Consider the following 18,048-nt stretch of genomic DNA (forward strand, 5'->3'; position numbering starts at 1 on the left):
AACAGAAAATAATTCGTTCCGAACTTCGCAACTGGCGAGAAGCGGCGGAACGTTAGCAGCAAGTTTTCCGATGAACTCAAGAAAATCCAAATAAATGACAAGTAATCAACTAATTGTAATTTTATTTTTTATCTGTAATTTGACTTTAAGTCAATCTAAAAAAAATGTTTCAGAGAAATATCCATTTTCTAAAGCAACATCAATTATGATTGCTTCATTTCAAAATTTACAAAGAGTGAATGATTCTCTTTCTATTATTGAATGTATAGAAATACCAAAATTAAACGGAAAAGTGAATATTTCAGAATTTGAGCAACTCAACAAGTTGAATAAATCAGAATATAAAAAATTGTCAGATATTATTTTCTCAAAAAGCATAGAAGAAAATATTATTGGAAAAGGACACTGTTCAGAAACTGGATATGCAATTTTATTTTTTGATAAAAGTGGAAATGTGTTTGAGTACATCCAATTTTGTTTTAATTGTAAAACATTTTCTTCAAGTTTTGCTCAAGAAACATTAAAAAATGATGATTACGAAAAATTAGATTTGTTGAAAAAACTATTTGATGAAAATGGAATGCAAATCAACGTATATAGAAAAAGTGATTAAACCTGCTGCTAACAGCGGTTACAAGAAATGGCGAGATAAGTGCAAAATTCACGTTTATTTTCCGCAAGAAATTTTATCTTAGCAGAAAATACGCAGTTCCGAAGTTCGCCACTTCTTGTAGCCGCGAAACGTTAGCGGTAATATTTACGAAACTCAACAGAAAATTATTAACCAAAATACACAAATCTTAAATGAAAAAAATTATTTTACTTTTAACATTGATGAATTGCATTGTCTGCTTTTCACAAAATTTTGAAACTTTTTATAGTAAAAATTATAATTCAAACTCTTGCAGTGAAGAAAAATTATCATTCAATTTTCGAGATGATTTTGTAATTCGCACAGACAGTTATTATGATAGTTCCGAAAAATTGCCATCGAGAAGAGTTGATTCAGGCTTTGATGACAAAGGTTTTTTTTATGAAAACTTTACGCCTACATTCTACTTAAATAAATATGGAGTTATACAATATGAAAGAATTAGAGCATTTACTTTTAGAATATTATATGACAAAAAAGGAGGAAACATACTTTATGTTCTTGAAATAGATAATAAAATGGGGCTTAAAAATGGCAAGTTTCATTTTACGCAATTAGGTTACGAAACGCTTTGTAAATAAAACAAATATGAAAAACATCTTCTTTTTTATAGCACTTTGTTCAATGAACATTTATTCCCAATCTAATTCAAATAAAATCTATTACAAAGCTGAAGGAATTACACAGCTATTTATGAATACTAAAAGTGAAATTCTTATAAATAGACCTTATGGAAATAAGGTAAATATTGAATTTGATACATTTTTTAAATCTTACTATATAACGTATTATAACGAAAAGGGTGAATATACTTATTTCAGATTATCCTTTCTAAAAGATATTGATGGCCAAATTAGAATGAATGATGAAAACAACGTGATTTATAATGTAATTGATAATATTAACAAAAATGGCTCTCTAATAATACAATTAGACCAAAGAATTGACAATAATTCAATGATACTTGGAATTACAAAAGTTGTTAAAATAAATTAATACTACCGCTAACAGCTGTTTAGTCTTAATACGCTTGTGAAGTATATATTTTATTGGTACTAACAAAAAATAAAATCCTCTTAGTACAACATAAGTACAACAAATCAAAAACTTTTTACAGAACTATAAATACCCAATTGATTAAGCTGCGCTTGGCGGTTCATCATTTGATACTCTGCGAGCTTGCCGCAGTAATATTGTTGGGTTGCTTTTGCATACCCATTGATCAAAAGCAAATCATTCAAACATTCTCCTCCTGGTAATATTACATATCCTAATTGTCTGTTCCAGTAGTCGTAGTAGTTCTCCTGTTCTGTAATAATCGTTACAGCCGTTTTAGGCGGTGCAACCGACAAAACGAAGTGCAAGGATTGCAAACCAAATTGCAGCAGTAATTCGGCAGGTAAACTGCTTTTCTCCTCGTCCTCTTTCATCTTCCTATTTAGTTTTACTTCTGGTGCATCTAAGCCATAAAGTCGGATTTCTTTTTTCAAATGAGTGAAACGATTGCAAATGATTATGCTATCACCATCTAGGACTTCATCAATTTGCCAATGGGTTTCCACTATATACGGTGCTTTTGCGTTGTATTGCATTGATTTTCAGTATTTTAAGTTATTGATAATCAAAGATAATACTTGAAATTTGTCTTATGAATTTTATCTAATTATTAATCCATTAAAACGTAAAAAAATGGCAAGACAGAAAGGTGTTATCAAGTATGTTGGAACTCTTGGAGATATCCGACATTTTAAAATTAAAGGTCAAGAAGGCTACTTTGCCGGAATGGTTGGTGGTCCAACTGGTGACCAAGTTCTATCAGCTCCAGAGTTCGAAAGAACTCGTGAGAATATGAACGAGTTTGGCGCTTGTGCCAAAGCTGGTAAATCGGTTCGTACTGGTTTATCACAAGTGATGAAACAAATGGCCGACAGTCAAGTAACAGGAAGATTAACTTCTATTATGAAGAAAATCAACCTTGAAGACCAAACCGAAGCCAGAGGTTACAGAAAAATTGAAATTACTACACAACGTAGTTACTTGAAAGGTTTTGAGTTTGACAAAAACACTTCTTTCAATGGGATTTTCAATGCTCCTTATTCATTAACTCATACCGTTGGTAGAGAAAGTGGTGAGTTTGTTATTGATGCGTTTAATCCAGCGAATTTGGTTAATGCTCCTTCAGGTGCAACTCATTTCCGTTTGATTACTTCGCTTTCAGTAGTGAGTGATTTTGAATACAATGCTACCACAAACAGTTATGATCCTATGGATGCAGACTTGAATGAGGTAAACGATATTCAATACAGTGCTTTCTTGGACTTGTACGCTCCGGTTCCAGCAACTACTATCACAGCAACTTTACCTGGTGCAGCAGTTCCAACGGCAAATGTAACTGTTTTACAATGTATCGGAATTGAGTTCTACCAACAAGTTGGAGCCAATTACTACTTGTTTGCAAGTGGTAACTGCTTGAAAGTTGAGGATGCTTTTTAAAAAAAGTTATTACAAATCCCTCACCAAAAGTGAGGGATTTTTTGTTTAATCTCAAATCTATCAAGACTATGGAAAGCAAAATAATAAGAGTAGCACAGGGAAAAGAAAGTACTTTAAGTCAATTGTACATCAACGGAATATTTCAATGCTATTTGTTAGAGGACAAAATTAGAGAAGTGAAAATCCCATCACAAACAGCTATACCGAAAGGTATTTTTAGTTTGAAGTTGAACACTTACGGAGCTAAAAATGTGGATTACAAAAAAGCATTTGGAAAGCTGCATCAAGGAATGATTGAAATTACTGGATTACCAAATTTCAGTTTTGTTTATATCCACACCGGAAACACAATCAAAGATACTGCCGGTTGTCCGCTTTGTGGTTTTGGATTTCAGTTTATTGATGGCAATTACCAAGTTTCTCAAAGTGTTGCAGCTTACAAAATGATTTATCCTAAGTTGGTTGCACTGGTGGCAGAACCAAACAACAAAATTGTAATTGAAAATAATTTTCAATTTTAAAACGTACTACGAATGGAAAATATAAATAACATCACGGTACTTTTTGGAACACTAATTACTCTTTTGTTATCGGTTGTAGCTTATTTTATCAAGCAATTACACACTGATTTTAAGAGTATGGAAAAAGATTTGATTGAAGTAAAAACAATGGCTTTAATCATCAAAACCGAATTCAAAAGTGATAGTGCATTGATTAATCAAAAATTGACGTACCTGGAACGAAGAGTTCAATTATTAGAATTTCAACACATAAAAAATCCTGAAAATGAAAAATAAAAATATGAATGTCGTGGAAAGAGCTTTAGCTCCTACTCCAAAATGGTTTAAAATTCTTCGCAGTGTCGGAATTGCTTTGGCATCTGTTGGTGGAATTATCATCGCTTCACCTGTTGCGTTGCCTGTTGGATTGGTTTCGGCAGCTGGGTATTTGGTTCTTGGCGGAAGTATTATTTCGGTAGTTTCACAAACTGCCGTTAAAGCTGAAGAACTGCCAGAACCATAGCGTTAAAAACTCGTAAAAATCAATAAAGAAGCTCCATTTTGTGGAGCTTCTTTTGTTTTTAGCAGTCAATAAATGGCAATTGCTTTGCTTTACTTCGATTTATTTAAGTGGTGCAATCGTATTGCGGTTATGCTTTCTTTTGCTTGTCAATAAGGTGCTGACAATCCTAGTCCTTTTGGACCAGGATTGTTTTATTTATTGCAGTAGCGGTATAAAATAACTCTTCGCATATCATTGATAAGATTTATGTTTTCGTGAAATTGTTTTTCTTTTAGCTCGAGAAGTTTTAAAGCTGCAATATGTTTAACGTGAGCTTCGTGTTCTTCCATCATCATTTTAGACCTTACAAAAAACTCTTTTTTGAAATCGTTTAGGCGTAAAAATGGAATTACGGAACCAACTAAATGTTGATGCCAAAATTTTGTTTGCCATAAACTATAAGCAACAAAATAAAGGTTTTCGCAGTCTTGTTCTAAGTCAAAAATGACTACAAAACTGTTTGTGAATGGCTCTTTTTGTGGCTTTCCGCTGTTCATCCCTTTGTTAAGTAGGAATAAATGAGGTTTCGAGTAAATCGTGCCTTTCTGGTGGGTTTTAATGATGAAATTCTGCATAACATTCGGCTTTAAAAATTGGTTAGATTTTCAATTTTCCGCAGGTTTTCAGTTGAACTACCAGTGTGCCTCGCTACGCTCCGCCCATAAAATTTTTCAAAAGAAAAAAAAGAAAAAAAGAAAGCCGTCCGTTTAAGTGGAAGGTTTCAGAAAAAAAAGTTTTTTAAAAAAAATACTACCCGACATATCATCGGAAGTATGGGCGTGAAATCGGAAGTGACTGTTGTTGCGAACCGTTATGGGTGGAGATTTTTTTTAAAACCCGTAGGGCTTGAACTTTTTTTTCTGAATACCTGGAACTTATCTTTGCTTCCTTTTTTTTTATTTTTTGTTTTGAATATCCAAACTAAACGTTCTTGTTTAATCAAATTTTAGCTGAAGGATTGGGTGTTGAATTGGAAGATGGTCGTCTTTGGAAAGGGTATCAAATTCTTTGGATGGATAAAAAATCCAAATCAAACAATAGAAATGCTTTTTATCCGGCCAAAGAATTTGATACTCTTTCTTGGATTTGATTTTTGAGGATGCCTAATCGTCTTATGAAAAGAGAGTTTTCAATATAATTGGATTGTTGTACTGAAAATGGAAAGCATCTTCAAAAAACAATGCAAAAACTTTCGTAGTGCGATGTAGCAGTAGCGCAAGTAAGGGTATCATTTTTTTATTTGCTTACTTGGGTTTTTCTGATTGCTTTAGTGGAAAAGTTGATGCCATAGACTTGAAAGAAAGAGAATGCTTCGAGCTTAATATAGTTATTATAAGGAACGGTATGGCATCTGCTTTTCCGCTGGAGCAATGACTTGGGGTTTTGTGGCAAATAAAAAAATGAAAATCTTGCTGGCTTCTCTTGATTTTGTGGGTGTTGTAAATTGCTTATTCCTATATCGTGAATGTTAGAAATACAGTTGATAAGCGATTTACAACACTTACAAAAGCAATGCAAATACTTACCGCTTTAAACATCAAGTTGCTAAAAACAGTGACCGTGATCGTTCTTGAAAATAACTAAGTTCGAAAATGTTCTTATGAAATAGCGAAAGTTGTTGAAGACAGTGGCGAAGGACAGCTTTTTTTATTGCCGGCTGGTGCGAGGAAGCAATTAAAAAAGTTGTCCTGGAGCCACTGGCAACCGCGTTGGGTGTGGCGGCTGTTTTACATAAATGATATTATAGCTTCATTGCAAAAACCAAAAAAACAATATTAACGCTTTGTGATGAACTATAATACTCAATTATGTAACACAGCTTGGGAAAAAAAATTACTGGCACGAGTTGCGTAGCGTACGCGTTATTGTTCCAATAACCGTGACAGTAATTTTTTTTAGAGCGTTGGCAAGGAGTGGCAATTGGAAACTAAAACGTCTGGCTTAAACAGAACGAAAAGAAATTCTGTAGCTTCTTGAAAGGAAATTAGCGAAATGAAGCAAACAAAGATGTGAGTTTAGGAATACTTGGACTAAACGAGGATTTTGTGCAGCTGAATGAGATAATGATTAAAATTATTGTTTATTAGTTCTGTTAGAATATTTAGAAATTATTAGATCTATACTAAATTCAAATAATTATTACTTATAAAATCTTTTGATGGTTTGTCCCAAACTAGAATTCTATCGTTTCTGAATTGTTTTAAAATATCAACATATTTACTATCGATAGCTTCATATAAAGCAATAATTAATAATCCAGAGGTTCTTGTAAGTATCGTATAAACAAAATTATTTATTTCGTCTTCGTCCTCAATCTTTATTTTAGTTGACCAAAGAACACAAGTCTTTTCCATTCCTTTAAGTCTTAAAATAGTATCAGTTTCAGCAATATTTTCGACTAATCTATGAAGTTCATTACTAAGGTTATAATCTTTTTCAAGTATTGTTATTCTACGTTTTACATCGCTTTTTAAATCAATTACATCAAAATGTTCGAATGCTTTTGTAATTTCTACAATTTTCAGTGCCATTTCTTTATCATTCTCAGCAAATACAAAAATTGGTCTTGCTCCTGGAGGTGCTCCTTTATATGGAGTTATCACATCTGTATCTTCTTGACCATTAATTTTTATATTTTCTGAAACTTGTTTAATTGCTTCACTAATACGATAAGGCAAACGATATGAACCATCTAACTTGATGTAATTACGATTTTTCATTTTCTCAGTTGTTTCATCTGTATCTCTGGGAATATCTGATACTTTACCAATGTGAACTGCTTGGGCGTAATCACCAGCTAAAACTAAATTATTTGGGTTCTTTATTAATCTGTAAAAGATAGTGTAATCTGATTGCGTACAATCTTGAAATTCATCCACAAATATGTACTCAAATATACTATTGAAACTGCCTGTTTTTAATTTTTTTAAAAATTTATGTCTGCGTGATATGATAGACGAATACTTTTCAATTTCTAATTTTTCAAGGTATTTAATAACTGTTTTAAATAACAATTTCCTACTTGGACCATCATAAGGTAATCGCGGTCTTCCTTTTCTAGGAGATTTAAGAAATATATCTTCGGAAGCATAATCTAGACCATAAATTATTCTATGGTATTCGTCCAGAATATAATCTTGATTTAGAACACCATCGTACTCTGCTGTGGTTATTTTTTCTTCATTTTTGATTTCAGCTATTGCTTCTCTAGCTATCTTTCTATGATAATTATCGAATTGAAGATTATCTTCATAAAATGGGTAATCTTGAGTTGAATAAATTTTCCACAATCTTGTTGGCAATACATCAAAATGATAAATAATAATATTGACAAAATTTGATCCTTCAATTTTGATACCGTATTCGTCATATTTAGTATACTTAATCTTTTTACTTTCCAGTAATTCGATAATCCAGTTTTGTAAATAATATGATAATTCTTTGTTGAAAGTAGTAACCAGAAGACTTAATTTATCCAGTTGATTGGTCTTATTGTGAATTTCAACTACCTTGGCAATACGCTCTGTCAAGACTACGCTTTTACCACAACCGGCAGGACCAGTAATAATTGTTGGCCTACCATCAGGTATAGATGCTTTTTCTTGTTGAGGATTAAGAGTGATTTCTCTCCTAACTTTTATTGGTGGATTGTATAAATTTATACTTGTTGCTTCTTCATTCCCGAATAGATTAAATACTGGTGCATTACTAGACAAGACAGCTCCAAAAAGAGCATTGTCATTCCAAGTTGGTGTTCCTGAAAATTCAATTGCGTGATTTTGCTTAAACCAATTCCTTGCTACTAAAGTTGCTGGCATTACTCCAGAGTATAACAAGTCACTTTCTATTTCCTTTAAAGTGTAATTGTTTTCTTTTAAAACTTGTGACAGTTGGGTTGTGAAATGTCTTTTATTATATGATGAAAGTAAAAGTATTTTTTGCGGTTGGAAACTTTCTAATAATTTTAAAAAATCAGTTTTTAGGTTTTCAACGTTTTCTGAATGATCAAATAAATAACTTGCCGTAATCCAATTGTTTGATGATTTCGTTAATTGTGAATTGTTCCAAGAATTAAGTGTGTATTCAACAGCTATATTTTGAGCTTGAGGATAATTCTTTATAAAGTTTGGCCAAAGATATGTTCTGTTATAATCCATCATAAATGGACTTGTGTCAATATTTATAATTGTCAGTTTTGGACAAGCACCATTTAAAGCTTTTATACCAGAATATACTAAACCACAAGCCCATTGTATTGCTCCAGTTCCTGCCCCTAAATCATATATGGTAATTTCTTGCTCATTCCTTGCTTCAAAAATTATTTCAATAAAATATTTAAGAAAAGTATTTACCCTTCTCCCGTGATACCATAATGAATATGCAAAACCAATTGAGGGCCTATCATAGCATAAGTCTTTACTTTGAGAAAGCGCATAACATTCTTTACTACATTCATTAATATCAAAAACAATATTATTCCTTACACACGTATCTTGCCAATACTGATATGATGCTTGTTGAATACATTTATCTATTGTATCTTTTTGATTAAAAACCCATTGTGTTAGTAGTTCTTTTGTCATATTATATCGGTGCAAAACCAGTTTTACCTATACCTAGATTTGGTATTAATTGTTGCATAACACTCAAAACTCTTTTGTATTCTTCATCTCCCCAGTTGTATTCATTTATTATATTCATCGCTTCGGCTCTAGTTCCTGCAACAAATTTTCCTTTATCTTTATGAAAAGGTTGAATAATAAACCTTTGAACACCTGTTTCTAAAACTGTTTTAGCAAATTCATAAGCATCATCTACTGGTAATAATGGTGTCATTGTAATGCACGATTGTATTCCTGCATCGTTAACTTCTTTGATTGCTTTTAATCTTTGTTTATTTCCGGTACAATACGGCTCAAAAACTTTTCTTACTTTTTCACTATCTGTAGTAACGGTCATATTTACTTGTATATTTTCAAATTTTTTGAATAAGTCAATATCTCTAGTTACTAATGCACTTCTTGTTTGAATTACCAATCTAACTTTATGAAAATCAATTAATTCTTTGAGAATGTTTCGAGTTAATTCTAAATCTTTTTCGATTGGTTGGTATGGATCGGTAACACTACTTAAATAAATTGTTTTGTCAATTAATGGTTTTTTACGGTATTTCATTAATAATGCTAGGGCATTTTCTTTAACTGAAAGCCATTTACCCCAATTATCCATTTTATCTTTGTCTCTTGAAAAGAAAGCTGCATAACAATAAGTGCACCCAAAAGAACAACCAGAATAGGGATTTAATGTGAAATCATAATCTTCCATAAACCCTGATGCTTTGGTAAGAATTGAACTCACATCCTTATATTCAATAGCTGTAGTTCCTATCGATTTCTTTTTTTCTTCGTCTCCAAATAAATTTAATTGTTCCATTATTTCTATGATGAATATTTCTCTCTTAACCAACTTATATAAATAACTGCTGGGATTATTTTATTATAATTCACATCATTAATTTTCCACAAAGTAAAAATCCCTGCACCAATCCATCCAACTGGTCCAATTATAATGCCTATAGCAGATGATAGACCTGTATATGCTGCAAAAGGTAAAGTAACTCCAATTATACCGCTTAATGTACTTAATGTTGTTGTCGCAAGCAAATACACTCCAAATCCAGAAACTTGAGCTGCTGTTAATGCTGCAAATACACTTCCTGCTTTATAGGTTATCCCTTTTTCTTTATTAGCAATATCAATTATTTCCTTTTCAAATTTGTTTTTTTGTTCTTCGGTCATTTTTGATAAAGCTTCCTCTAAAACCTTAATAGCAATTGCTTTTTCTATTTCTTGGAAGATTTTAATACCATCACTTATTTTTAACTTCTTTTTAATTTTTTCTAAAATCGAAGTATAAGATGGATTATCATCAAGAATTTCTAATAGATTTTTACTGTTGCTAATTAGTTCAGGTATTATTTGTTCTTTTGATGCGGTTTTTAATTTTAAAATTTTCGAGAGTGTTTCTATTTCATCTACACTTGCTTTATTCAAAATTTTATATAATTCACTCCAGTCCTGATGGTATTTTTTATATTGTCCCCAAATAATTTTATATGTTAGTATTTTTTTTAATTGATATTGGGAAAGTTTTTCTAAACTTTTATTGTCAATGAAATAATTCTGCTCTGTGGTCAAAGGTTTTATTTGTCCAGTTTCTAATGCATTTAACCAATGTCCTATTTTCTTTAGTACTTTGATACTATTTGAATAAAAAAGTTGATCGGGCAATTCTGTTTCAAAATTACCTTTAGCCAAATATTCTTTATGTTTAGCTTTTTCGATTTTTATTTCTTCTTGTGACAAATTCATTTTTATTTTGTATTTATCTTATTTAAATTTAAACTTTAAATTTTTAATTAAGTAAATATATAGATTAATCACATTTATAACAACTTAGTCTTGTCCGTTGTAATGTTGTAATCTATATTTCCTATTGTCAATTTGTTGTATCCTATTATTGGAATTTTGCCGATTACTCGTTCATCATTTAAATATATTCCGGTGCTTTCTAAGTCATACAACCAAACATTATCTTTGGCATTAATAATTACACAATGTCTTCTACTAACCGCATTGGATCCCGAGACCTTAATATCGTTTTGATTGTACTCTTCTCTACCAAATTTTATTATTGGATAATTTAATGATTTATCAGTAAAAATTTTGTTGTTGGTTTCCAATATCGTTATTGTATTTTCTTTCATCGTATTAAACTGAAAGTCCATAAATAATAATTTCGATTTGAGAGATGGTTTTATTTTATAATTATGACTTAATTCCTTCTCAGTAATAACGGAAAGATTGTATCCAATAAATGGATTGTCACCTTGTTCATATTTAGATTTTGCCGGAATTGATTTTCCATTACTATTTAATACAAAAGCAATAAAATAATTATTTGCAAAACAAGGCAAAGAAGGGTTGGCTTCCATAATCATTTTGGAAAGTTCCATTGCTGTTTCGTATCTGTCCGTTTCGTAATAACAGCGAATTAATAAGTTATATGCTTCATAATCTGCTGGATTTCTGTGGAGATGGTCTGATAGTAATCCTATTGCAATTGGATATTTTTTTGCTTCTAAATTAATCCATCCTAAATCTTTTTGAACGTCTAATCTAGGATTGAGTTTTAGTGCTTTTTCATAAAAACTTTTGGATGCAGCAATCTTTTGTATTCTCAAATTGTATTTTCCTAATGCTAGCAATACTGCTACATTGTTTTCGTATTGTTTGTGTGCTAATTCTAAAAATTTTAAAGCATTACGCCACTTATTAGTTTTTAATGCTTTGTTTGCTAATTCAATTAATTCGGCTGCTTTTAAATTGTCTTTATTGAATATGATTGGTACTGATTTAGCTTTTAATGCTTCTTCTAATTCAATCATAAACTGAAATCTCAGTTCAGGTGTTTTATTGATTGCTTTTAAAATTATTTCTTGTTGCCAATTTGGAAGTTGTTGTATTGGGAAATCCGCTGATTGGTGTTTTTCAATAATATCTTCTTTATCTAAGCCAGAAAAAGGATTTTCAGATATAAGCATTTCCATCAGGGTAACACCCAATGCATAAATGTCAATTCGTGGATCTTTGGTTGTATTAATATCCCACTGAAATGCTTCTGGGCTCATATATGCTCTGGCACCAATGTCTTTATTTGCAACTCCAAAGTCTGCTATTTTTATTGTGCCGTTTTGAGAGAAAACAATATTATCAGGTTTTATATCGTGATGAATTATTCCTTTATTATGAATAACTCGTAATGAAGCAGCTAATGTTTGTGCCCAATTTAAAGCTAGTGTTGTTGTTATTTCTTTACTTAAAATTTTTTCTCTTAAACTACCACCTGAGCAGTATTCCATCATTAAGTATAAGGTTTCTTCTTCCCAAAAATGATGGTAATACGTAACAATATTGGGATTTTCAAATTTTGAAATTGTTTCTATTTCATGGATAATATGTTCTTGCTCTGAACGATCTGTATTTTTTAATTGTTTAATAGCTACATAACGATTAGACACTTTTTCGATAGCCAAAAAAACCTTTCCAAAACCACCGCTTCCAAGGTCTCTAACGAAATAGTATTTATTGTCGAATAGTTGCATTTTTAATTAATTCATTATGAAATTACATATTATTCTAATAACGATTTTATCAAGCAATCTTTTAAATCAGTATAGTATTGAATATTAATTTTTGTAATCATATCATCTGATAAATCATTCAATTGTTTTCTAGCATTTAGGGGGATTAAGAGAGTAGTTGCACCTTTTTCAACAGCCAATTCTGCCAAGTTAACCGCATTATAGACCAAATCAAGAGACCCTCCAAGATTTAATTGTCCCACTATTACTAATCCACCTTTTGTGCTTTTTTCAAGTAATGCACTGCACATAGACATTAAAACTGCCATACCCATTCCGCTGCCGCTTTTTGATGCATCAAATGCTCTTAGCTGTATTGAAAATTCTCGTGAACGCGGCTCTCTATCTCCAACTAATTCTTTTGCTTTGCTATAAAGGTTTTGTTCTGCATATCTAACGCTTTCTTGAAATGGTGATGGTGATGGTCTATTTAAAACCTTAACTCCAGAACCTGGACCTGCATTTACTTCAATCTTGTATAGACCTGTTGGGTCATCTTGACCACCGGCATTTAATGCCCACATTTGCCCGGGAGCTAAAGGGTCTTCGCTAATTGTATTTTCACTATGGATTTCTGGTGTAGTTACGAATGTTTCGATACCATCTTCTCCAATACGGTAGCTGAAATGTGTATTTCTAAATTCAGCTGAACCAATTCTTTTTTGTTGTTCTTTTACTCTTCTTCTGTATTCTAATGCAATTTTTATAGCCCATTCTAAAATTTCATCGGATATGGGCACATTAGGATTTGGTTGCATTAATTTTAATAAACCATTTAAAGTTTTGTTTACTGCTGTAGTATCTCGACCATTTAGTGCACCACCGTAATCAATAGAAGGAGCTACAGATGAAATTCTACTAATATCACGTAATCTAGTCCAACATTCCGCTAGAAAATCACTCACTAAACCATAATGATCTGTAAAGTATATTTTATTTAGTTTAGGGAAATCCCAACCTGGTACAAAAGCATGAATACGATCCATAAAAGCGGTATCGTCCCTCATTTCGGGAGGTAATGGTCCAAATAAATGACCTATTCTTTGTTGGTGCTCTACATCAACATCAAAGTTACCCACCATAACTACACCACCATCTGCACGGATAGGTTCTTTTCCACGACTGAATTCGCCGCTTTCCATATATCCTTTCATGATATTAACACCGTCCTTTTGGTCGAATGAGATACCCGAAACTTCATCGAAGCAAACTACATCGTATTTACATACTAACCCTCGTTCGCCACTACCCATATTAACAAACATTTTTGCAACAGATGCTTTACCACCCGAAACTAAATGAGAATAAGGTGAAATTTGTTGGTATAAATGCGATTTACCAGTTCCTCTTGGACCCAATTCTATCATATTATAATTCCTTTCTATGAATGGTATCATTCGCACGAAAAGAACATTCTTGGCTTTTTCAGATAGTTCTGTAGGTTCCATACCTACACTACGGATAAGGAAATCTTTCCATTCCTCTAAAGTGAAATTTTCTCTTCCTTTGTAAAATACCTCTAAAACATTTCTTTGAGACAATTGAATAGGTCGTAAGCTTACTACGCCAAAAGGTCTTCCACTATTTTCTTGAGCAATTGCTGCATCATATTCTAATTCAATTTCTGCATAAAAACCGCCAGTTAGCATACGGTCATTAGCATTTACAATCTCTGAAGAAATTCTTATTTTGTTTAATTGTAAACTAGGTAAAGTTGCCACATAGCTGTCTGTGCCAGTATCTAGTTTTGCCGTAATGATGTCAATTAATTTTATTGAACCATTCTCTTTTGCTTTTGATTTGAAATATTCTTCCTCACCAGGACGAACTGTTCTGTCTTGTAATTGTCTTTTAACAATTTCTAAACCTTCCTGAATTTCTTCCTCATTAGTGGTTGAACAATACCTTCCCAAAAGGAATTCTATTACATAGGTTGGAACTGGATATGTTTTTCTGAATTGCTCCAGTAAATCTTTACGAACTATATATCCTTCAAATGCTTTTGCTGCTATTAAGTCTAAATTATCTAATTGCATAGTCTATTATTTTATTCACCAACTGTGGTTACCTTTTTATCTAAAATTCTACCATTTTCATTCATTAAGACAATAGTTGCCGCCTGTGCTTCTGCATGATCTTTTGCCATTACAAAAACCTTGTTGTCTTTGATAGCTTTATTATTATTCTCTAAAATACTGGTTTGACTGTCATTGTATTTGCTTCTAATGTCGAGATAATAATTATCCTGAGCATTTTCTGTAATTACAGAACATTTTAGATTAACCCATTTTACCTCTTTTATTTTAGCATTTGAATTATTAGTGTTTGGGTTTTCTATATATAGGGTAGGTACTAAACATTCCTGAATTGAAATTCCACCATGTGCGTATTCTTCGTTTATTTTGAAGAAGGATATACCAGGAGCATAGGCAATAAAAATAGTTGGGTTCCAACGCCAAGGTAAATGTAAAAAGCTAGTGCTAACTCCTTCTTTTATCAGCGCACATCGACCCCAACGCGTTTCTGTAAGACCTGCATTAATTTCTGTTTTAGGTAATCCACCTGGTAATAATAGCCAACCGTGGTCTGTTACAATTTTTATTTTTTTCACACCTTTTTCAAAAGCTATATCCAAACTTTCTTGTACTTGTTCAAACAACTCTTCGATACTTTTTACCATATCGCCTTGTTCCTGATGTCCTTTGGTGTCTATGTCGCCTATTTCTTCCCAACATTTACTATCTGGATTAATATCTTTAGCATTGACTACATGAATGAAGTTTTGGTCTTTCAACGCTTTTCTAAATTCATTAGTTTGTAAATCTTTTCCTGTCGATAATTGAGGCCTAAATTCATTTATTACGCTATCTATTGCCACTAGTGTGGCTATAGGAGCTACATTTGGTTTAGCTGTAGGCGTTAGTGATGGAATGGCTGACCAACTATTTTGTAAATTAATATTATAATTTAATTTAGTAAGTCTTTTACAGAATTCTACTGCCAATTCATATCGGAAGGCATCAACAAACAAAACATAGTTTTCTGTTTCTTCAACAGCTTTTTGACTTGTAAAAATAGTATTGTCTTTTTCAACTAATGTTTGGAATTTAGTATTTATATTTTCAAGCCAAGGTTTGTAAATGAGTTGAATTATATTTTTGATTAGTGTTTTGTCTTTATCTGTTTTTACTGCAGCAAAAGCATTACGCATTGCAAAATCTATTGCAAAACCTTCCGAAATATAATATTCTTTGATTTCGTTAATAGAAGCTGATGGAAACGGTTTTGTAGCTTTTACAGCCATAACTGAAAGACTAGAAAGTGATTTAACCAAAGGAGCTTTTTCTAATTCATACCATACCCAGTTTTTACGTATTTTATGCTCTTCTTCTAAAGCACTAATTGCTAAACTAGCTTTTTTTGGGTCGAGAGCTGCTGCTTTTTCTAAGTGTATTCTTAATTCATCTTCTTTTTGTTCGTTTACTTGAGGCCAACTTTCTTGTGGGATTGCAAAAATGCCACTACCTAAGTCATCGGGTTTAGCTAGACGCAGCAATTCTTCTAATTCGGGATATTTTTGAGGAGCTGCTGCATAAAATTGCCAAGCACTGTTCCAACCGCTTTTTTGTGTGCCTAATTTTTCGGCAATGGCTTTTATATTACGATGGTCAGGTTCAAAATCATATTGTGCTTTGCAAATGTTTGTAAATACATCTTTTTTGCTATGGTCTAAAGTTTGTAAAAAGTTGTCGCCTAAGCACATCCATTTTAATATGCTAGGTATAATATTTGGGAATAGTTGATTGTTTAGAAAATCAGCATCTATAAATGTTTTGCCACTAAAAATATCTTTGTCCTGAAAAATGGATGGTAACGCTTTTTTTAATGCTTCTTTTGTGGCATTATCTTTATTTACTTTTAGTCCTAGACCATTAATAGGATTTTCTACAAAAGCCATTACTGTCCATTCTTTTCCGTTTTCCTGTGCAAAAGTTGTTCCTGTATACTGGTACTCAACTAGAGGTTGTAATTGAAATCCAATTTCTTCTACATTTTTGAGTTCATTTTTTGATATTCCCGGTAAATAAATAATTGGTGTTGTTTTACTTTTCCATACCGCCTCTGGAATTGATTTAGCCAACATGCACTTTAGCCAAATGGAAGGTCCTTGATTTTTTTGAGGTTCATGTGTGCCATAAATAAAAAGATTATCTCTACTTTCTTGGAGCACCGTGATTACTTCTAGCCAAAGCTTTTCTGGATCAGGCCAAAGAATTACTTCCGGCTTGGTCATTAAATTGCCGTTGTGGCTCTCTGCTTGTTTTAAAGCAAGAATTACTTTGTCATATATACTGAAACTCATATTAATATATTTTCTTCTAAATATTTATTTAAACGAATGCCCATTTTATTGTCCAACTTTGAATTGGTACTATCAAGAACTGAGATTTTCATTAACCCACATTCATGCGCCTTTATATTTCCTGGCTTGTCTGTGAAATTTCCTTTAATGTAAATTGGCTCCTCTTGATATTCAGATTTTGGATATAAAAGAATTGCATTTTTACCACTCCAATATTCATTATAAACAAACATTTGTTTTAGGTCATTATCAGAAGGAATATTGTTATCAGGCAATTTCCATTTAGTGTCTATTATAGCGGTACATTTTGAAATTTTATGTTCAATAACAATATCTGGTCTTATAGACTTCTTCCTTACTGAATTTGATAATCTCCAAAATGGTTTTGAGTTTTGAACTTTTAAACTCCAATCTTTATGTTTTCCCTTAAATAGTTGACGGTACACATATTCTTCCCACAAGCTATTCATATCAAAAAGTATTGCAAGCACATGATTTTTACCACTACTAATATCAGGACGAAAGTTTAGTAATAACATTGCTGCAATCTCAATTGCTTCTTTGTAATGATTATTCTTTCTGTTATAGTTTAATCTAGCAAATAATTCCTCATTAACTTGAATATCTTGTAAATCGGGAAATGATAAAATAAGGCTACTTACTTTATCTTTTAAAAATGGACTTGAACTTATATTTGGAATTAATTTTAATGCCTTAAAAAGTATTTGGTTAAATTCATTTTCTCTATCGTATTCCTGATGTTTTGTATAGAAATTCTCTTGATGTACTAGGTTTTTTTGAATTTGTTTATTGAAAAGTAATTTTCCTTTAAGCGCTTTGCAATTCGCTTCTTCAAATCGGTATTTTTTAATTAAACCTATTCGGAGGATTTTTTCACATTCATTGATGAAAAGTTCTAAATATACTTCAAGAATACTATTGGGTTTAAAATTTAAATTTGCTTTTTCATGCGTGTATACATTCATCCAACGGCATTCTCTCAACATATCTATTAATATATTTCGCCATTTTACCTTGTCTTTATCCTCTGCGGCTTGTCCAATTTTTGGAAGTACTTCAATAGTTAAATCCCCAACTTGTATTACACCAACATATTGATTAAATCGAACTCCATTTGGAGTAAGTGTGAAAAAGTTACCGCCATGTTTTTCATTATACCAACCCAAAGCTTTCCAATGATTTTCTTTGAAACCATTAGAATTAATAGTGAGGGTTTTATACTCAAAAACTTGTATGGGCTTATTAATGCGCATT

General features: G+C 31.9%; 17 protein-coding genes. 8 read left to right on the forward strand and 9 right to left on the reverse strand.

From position 1 onward, the window contains the following. Positions 1 to 94 precede the first annotated feature (94 nt). The 3 genes from PSU83_RS06210 to PSU83_RS06220 all read left to right on the forward strand — a co-directional run bounded on the left by PSU83_RS06210 (position 95) and on the right by PSU83_RS06220 (position 1,648). Positions 95 to 613 (forward strand): hypothetical protein, encoded by a 519-nt coding sequence (locus PSU83_RS06210; protein WP_300587982.1) that lies wholly within the window; start codon positions 95 to 97, stop codon positions 611 to 613. Between the two features lie 191 nt (positions 614 to 804). Next, positions 805 to 1,233, forward strand: a complete 429-nt coding sequence (locus PSU83_RS06215) for a hypothetical protein (protein ID WP_300587984.1) — start codon at positions 805 to 807, stop codon at positions 1,231 to 1,233. Positions 1,234 to 1,240: 7 nt separating this feature from the next. Then, positions 1,241 to 1,648 carry a hypothetical protein gene (locus PSU83_RS06220; RefSeq protein ID WP_300587986.1) on the forward strand — a complete coding sequence of 136 codons (408 nt, stop codon included), beginning with the start codon at positions 1,241 to 1,243 and terminating at the stop codon, positions 1,646 to 1,648. A gap of 104 nt (positions 1,649 to 1,752) precedes the next feature. Here PSU83_RS06220 and PSU83_RS06225 read toward each other — a convergent pair whose 3' ends face one another. Beyond that, a complete protein-coding gene (locus tag PSU83_RS06225) occupies positions 1,753 to 2,244 on the reverse strand; it encodes a thermonuclease family protein (RefSeq protein ID WP_300587988.1) in 492 nt (163 codons plus the stop codon). Positions 2,245 to 2,341: 97 nt separating this feature from the next. On the opposite strand from PSU83_RS06225, the gene PSU83_RS06230 reads away from it, so the two are divergent. The 4 genes from PSU83_RS06230 (at position 2,342) to PSU83_RS06245 (ending at position 4,168) form a co-directional block, all read left to right on the forward strand. Continuing rightward, positions 2,342 to 3,145, forward strand: coding sequence for a hypothetical protein (locus PSU83_RS06230; RefSeq protein WP_300587990.1), 804 nt, complete (start codon positions 2,342 to 2,344; stop codon positions 3,143 to 3,145). A gap of 68 nt (positions 3,146 to 3,213) precedes the next feature. Then, positions 3,214 to 3,666 (forward strand): DUF5675 family protein, encoded by a 453-nt coding sequence (locus PSU83_RS06235; protein WP_300587992.1) that lies wholly within the window; start codon positions 3,214 to 3,216, stop codon positions 3,664 to 3,666. A gap of 12 nt (positions 3,667 to 3,678) precedes the next feature. Beyond that, positions 3,679 to 3,942 (forward strand): hypothetical protein, encoded by a 264-nt coding sequence (locus PSU83_RS06240; protein WP_300587994.1) that lies wholly within the window; start codon positions 3,679 to 3,681, stop codon positions 3,940 to 3,942. Continuing rightward, positions 3,932 to 4,168: a hypothetical protein gene (locus PSU83_RS06245; protein ID WP_300587996.1), complete on the forward strand. Its 237-nt coding sequence runs from the start codon at positions 3,932 to 3,934 to the stop codon at positions 4,166 to 4,168. Before PSU83_RS06240 ends, PSU83_RS06245 begins: the two co-directional genes overlap by 11 nt. Positions 4,169 to 4,359: 191 nt before the next feature. Here the strand turns inward: PSU83_RS06245 and PSU83_RS06250 are convergent, their stop codons facing one another. Then, the gene (locus PSU83_RS06250) at positions 4,360 to 4,782 is read right to left on the reverse strand and encodes a hypothetical protein (protein WP_300587998.1); all 423 of its coding nucleotides are present in this window, start codon (positions 4,780 to 4,782) and stop codon (positions 4,360 to 4,362) included. A 356-nt stretch (positions 4,783 to 5,138) separates the two neighbouring features. Here PSU83_RS06250 and PSU83_RS06255 point away from each other — a divergent pair, with 356 nt between their 5' ends. Next, positions 5,139 to 5,297 carry a hypothetical protein gene (locus PSU83_RS06255; protein ID WP_300588000.1) on the forward strand — a complete coding sequence of 53 codons (159 nt, stop codon included), beginning with the start codon at positions 5,139 to 5,141 and terminating at the stop codon, positions 5,295 to 5,297. A gap of 1,027 nt (positions 5,298 to 6,324) precedes the next feature. On the opposite strand, the gene PSU83_RS06260 is transcribed toward PSU83_RS06255, so the two are convergent. From PSU83_RS06260 to PSU83_RS06290, 7 genes are all read right to left on the reverse strand, one after another. Then, entirely contained in the window at positions 6,325 to 8,790 is a 2,466-nt protein-coding gene (locus PSU83_RS06260; protein ID WP_300588002.1) for a UvrD-helicase domain-containing protein, read from the reverse strand. A 1-nt stretch (position 8,791) separates the two neighbouring features. Beyond that, entirely contained in the window at positions 8,792 to 9,640 is an 849-nt protein-coding gene (locus PSU83_RS06265; RefSeq protein ID WP_300588004.1) for a radical SAM protein, read from the reverse strand. A 5-nt stretch (positions 9,641 to 9,645) separates the two neighbouring features. Then, positions 9,646 to 10,572, reverse strand: coding sequence for a hypothetical protein (locus PSU83_RS06270; protein ID WP_300588006.1), 927 nt, complete (start codon positions 10,570 to 10,572; stop codon positions 9,646 to 9,648). 80 nt (positions 10,573 to 10,652) lie between these two features. Continuing rightward, positions 10,653 to 12,371 (reverse strand): FHA domain-containing serine/threonine-protein kinase, encoded by a 1,719-nt coding sequence (locus PSU83_RS06275; RefSeq protein WP_300588008.1) that lies wholly within the window; start codon positions 12,369 to 12,371, stop codon positions 10,653 to 10,655. 29 nt (positions 12,372 to 12,400) lie between these two features. After that, a complete protein-coding gene (brxL, locus tag PSU83_RS06280; RefSeq protein WP_300588011.1) occupies positions 12,401 to 14,446 on the reverse strand; it encodes a protease Lon-related BREX system protein BrxL in 2,046 nt (681 codons plus the stop codon). An 11-nt stretch (positions 14,447 to 14,457) separates the two neighbouring features. Further along, a complete protein-coding gene (gene pglZ / locus PSU83_RS06285; RefSeq protein ID WP_300588012.1) occupies positions 14,458 to 16,773 on the reverse strand; it encodes a BREX-1 system phosphatase PglZ type B in 2,316 nt (771 codons plus the stop codon). Then, positions 16,770 to 18,047: a restriction endonuclease gene (locus tag PSU83_RS06290; protein ID WP_300588014.1), complete on the reverse strand. Its 1,278-nt coding sequence runs from the start codon at positions 18,045 to 18,047 to the stop codon at positions 16,770 to 16,772. Before PSU83_RS06290 ends, pglZ begins: the two co-directional genes overlap by 4 nt. Position 18,048: the final 1 nt, after the last annotated feature.

The organism is Flavobacterium sp., assembly GCF_029945805.1.
Classification (GTDB): domain Bacteria; phylum Bacteroidota; class Bacteroidia; order Flavobacteriales; family Flavobacteriaceae; genus Flavobacterium.

What these genes read in the sequence shown, in the direction of transcription:
- PSU83_RS06265 (WP_300588004.1), bottom strand. Translation starts at nt 9,640, where the DNA reads ATGGAACAATTAAATTTATTTGGAGACGAAGAAAAAAAGAAATCGATA.
- PSU83_RS06275 (WP_300588008.1), bottom strand. Translation starts at nt 12,371, where the DNA reads ATGCAACTATTCGACAATAAATACTATTTCGTTAGAGACCTTGGAAGC.
- PSU83_RS06260 (WP_300588002.1), bottom strand. Translation starts at nt 8,790, where the DNA reads ATGACAAAAGAACTACTAACACAATGGGTTTTTAATCAAAAAGATACA.
- pglZ (WP_300588012.1), bottom strand. Translation starts at nt 16,773, where the DNA reads ATGAGTTTCAGTATATATGACAAAGTAATTCTTGCTTTAAAACAAGCA.
- PSU83_RS06225 (WP_300587988.1), bottom strand. Translation starts at nt 2,244, where the DNA reads ATGCAATACAACGCAAAAGCACCGTATATAGTGGAAACCCATTGGCAA.
- PSU83_RS06290 (WP_300588014.1), bottom strand. Translation starts at nt 18,047, where the DNA reads ATGCGCATTAATAAGCCCATACAAGTTTTTGAGTATAAAACCCTCACT.
- PSU83_RS06245 (WP_300587996.1), top strand. Translation starts at nt 3,932, where the DNA reads ATGAAAAATAAAAATATGAATGTCGTGGAAAGAGCTTTAGCTCCTACT.
- PSU83_RS06250 (WP_300587998.1), bottom strand. Translation starts at nt 4,782, where the DNA reads ATGCAGAATTTCATCATTAAAACCCACCAGAAAGGCACGATTTACTCG.
- PSU83_RS06235 (WP_300587992.1), top strand. Translation starts at nt 3,214, where the DNA reads ATGGAAAGCAAAATAATAAGAGTAGCACAGGGAAAAGAAAGTACTTTA.
- PSU83_RS06215 (WP_300587984.1), top strand. Translation starts at nt 805, where the DNA reads ATGAAAAAAATTATTTTACTTTTAACATTGATGAATTGCATTGTCTGC.
- PSU83_RS06220 (WP_300587986.1), top strand. Translation starts at nt 1,241, where the DNA reads ATGAAAAACATCTTCTTTTTTATAGCACTTTGTTCAATGAACATTTAT.
- PSU83_RS06210 (WP_300587982.1), top strand. Translation starts at nt 95, where the DNA reads ATGACAAGTAATCAACTAATTGTAATTTTATTTTTTATCTGTAATTTG.
- brxL (WP_300588011.1), bottom strand. Translation starts at nt 14,446, where the DNA reads ATGCAATTAGATAATTTAGACTTAATAGCAGCAAAAGCATTTGAAGGA.
- PSU83_RS06240 (WP_300587994.1), top strand. Translation starts at nt 3,679, where the DNA reads ATGGAAAATATAAATAACATCACGGTACTTTTTGGAACACTAATTACT.
- PSU83_RS06230 (WP_300587990.1), top strand. Translation starts at nt 2,342, where the DNA reads ATGGCAAGACAGAAAGGTGTTATCAAGTATGTTGGAACTCTTGGAGAT.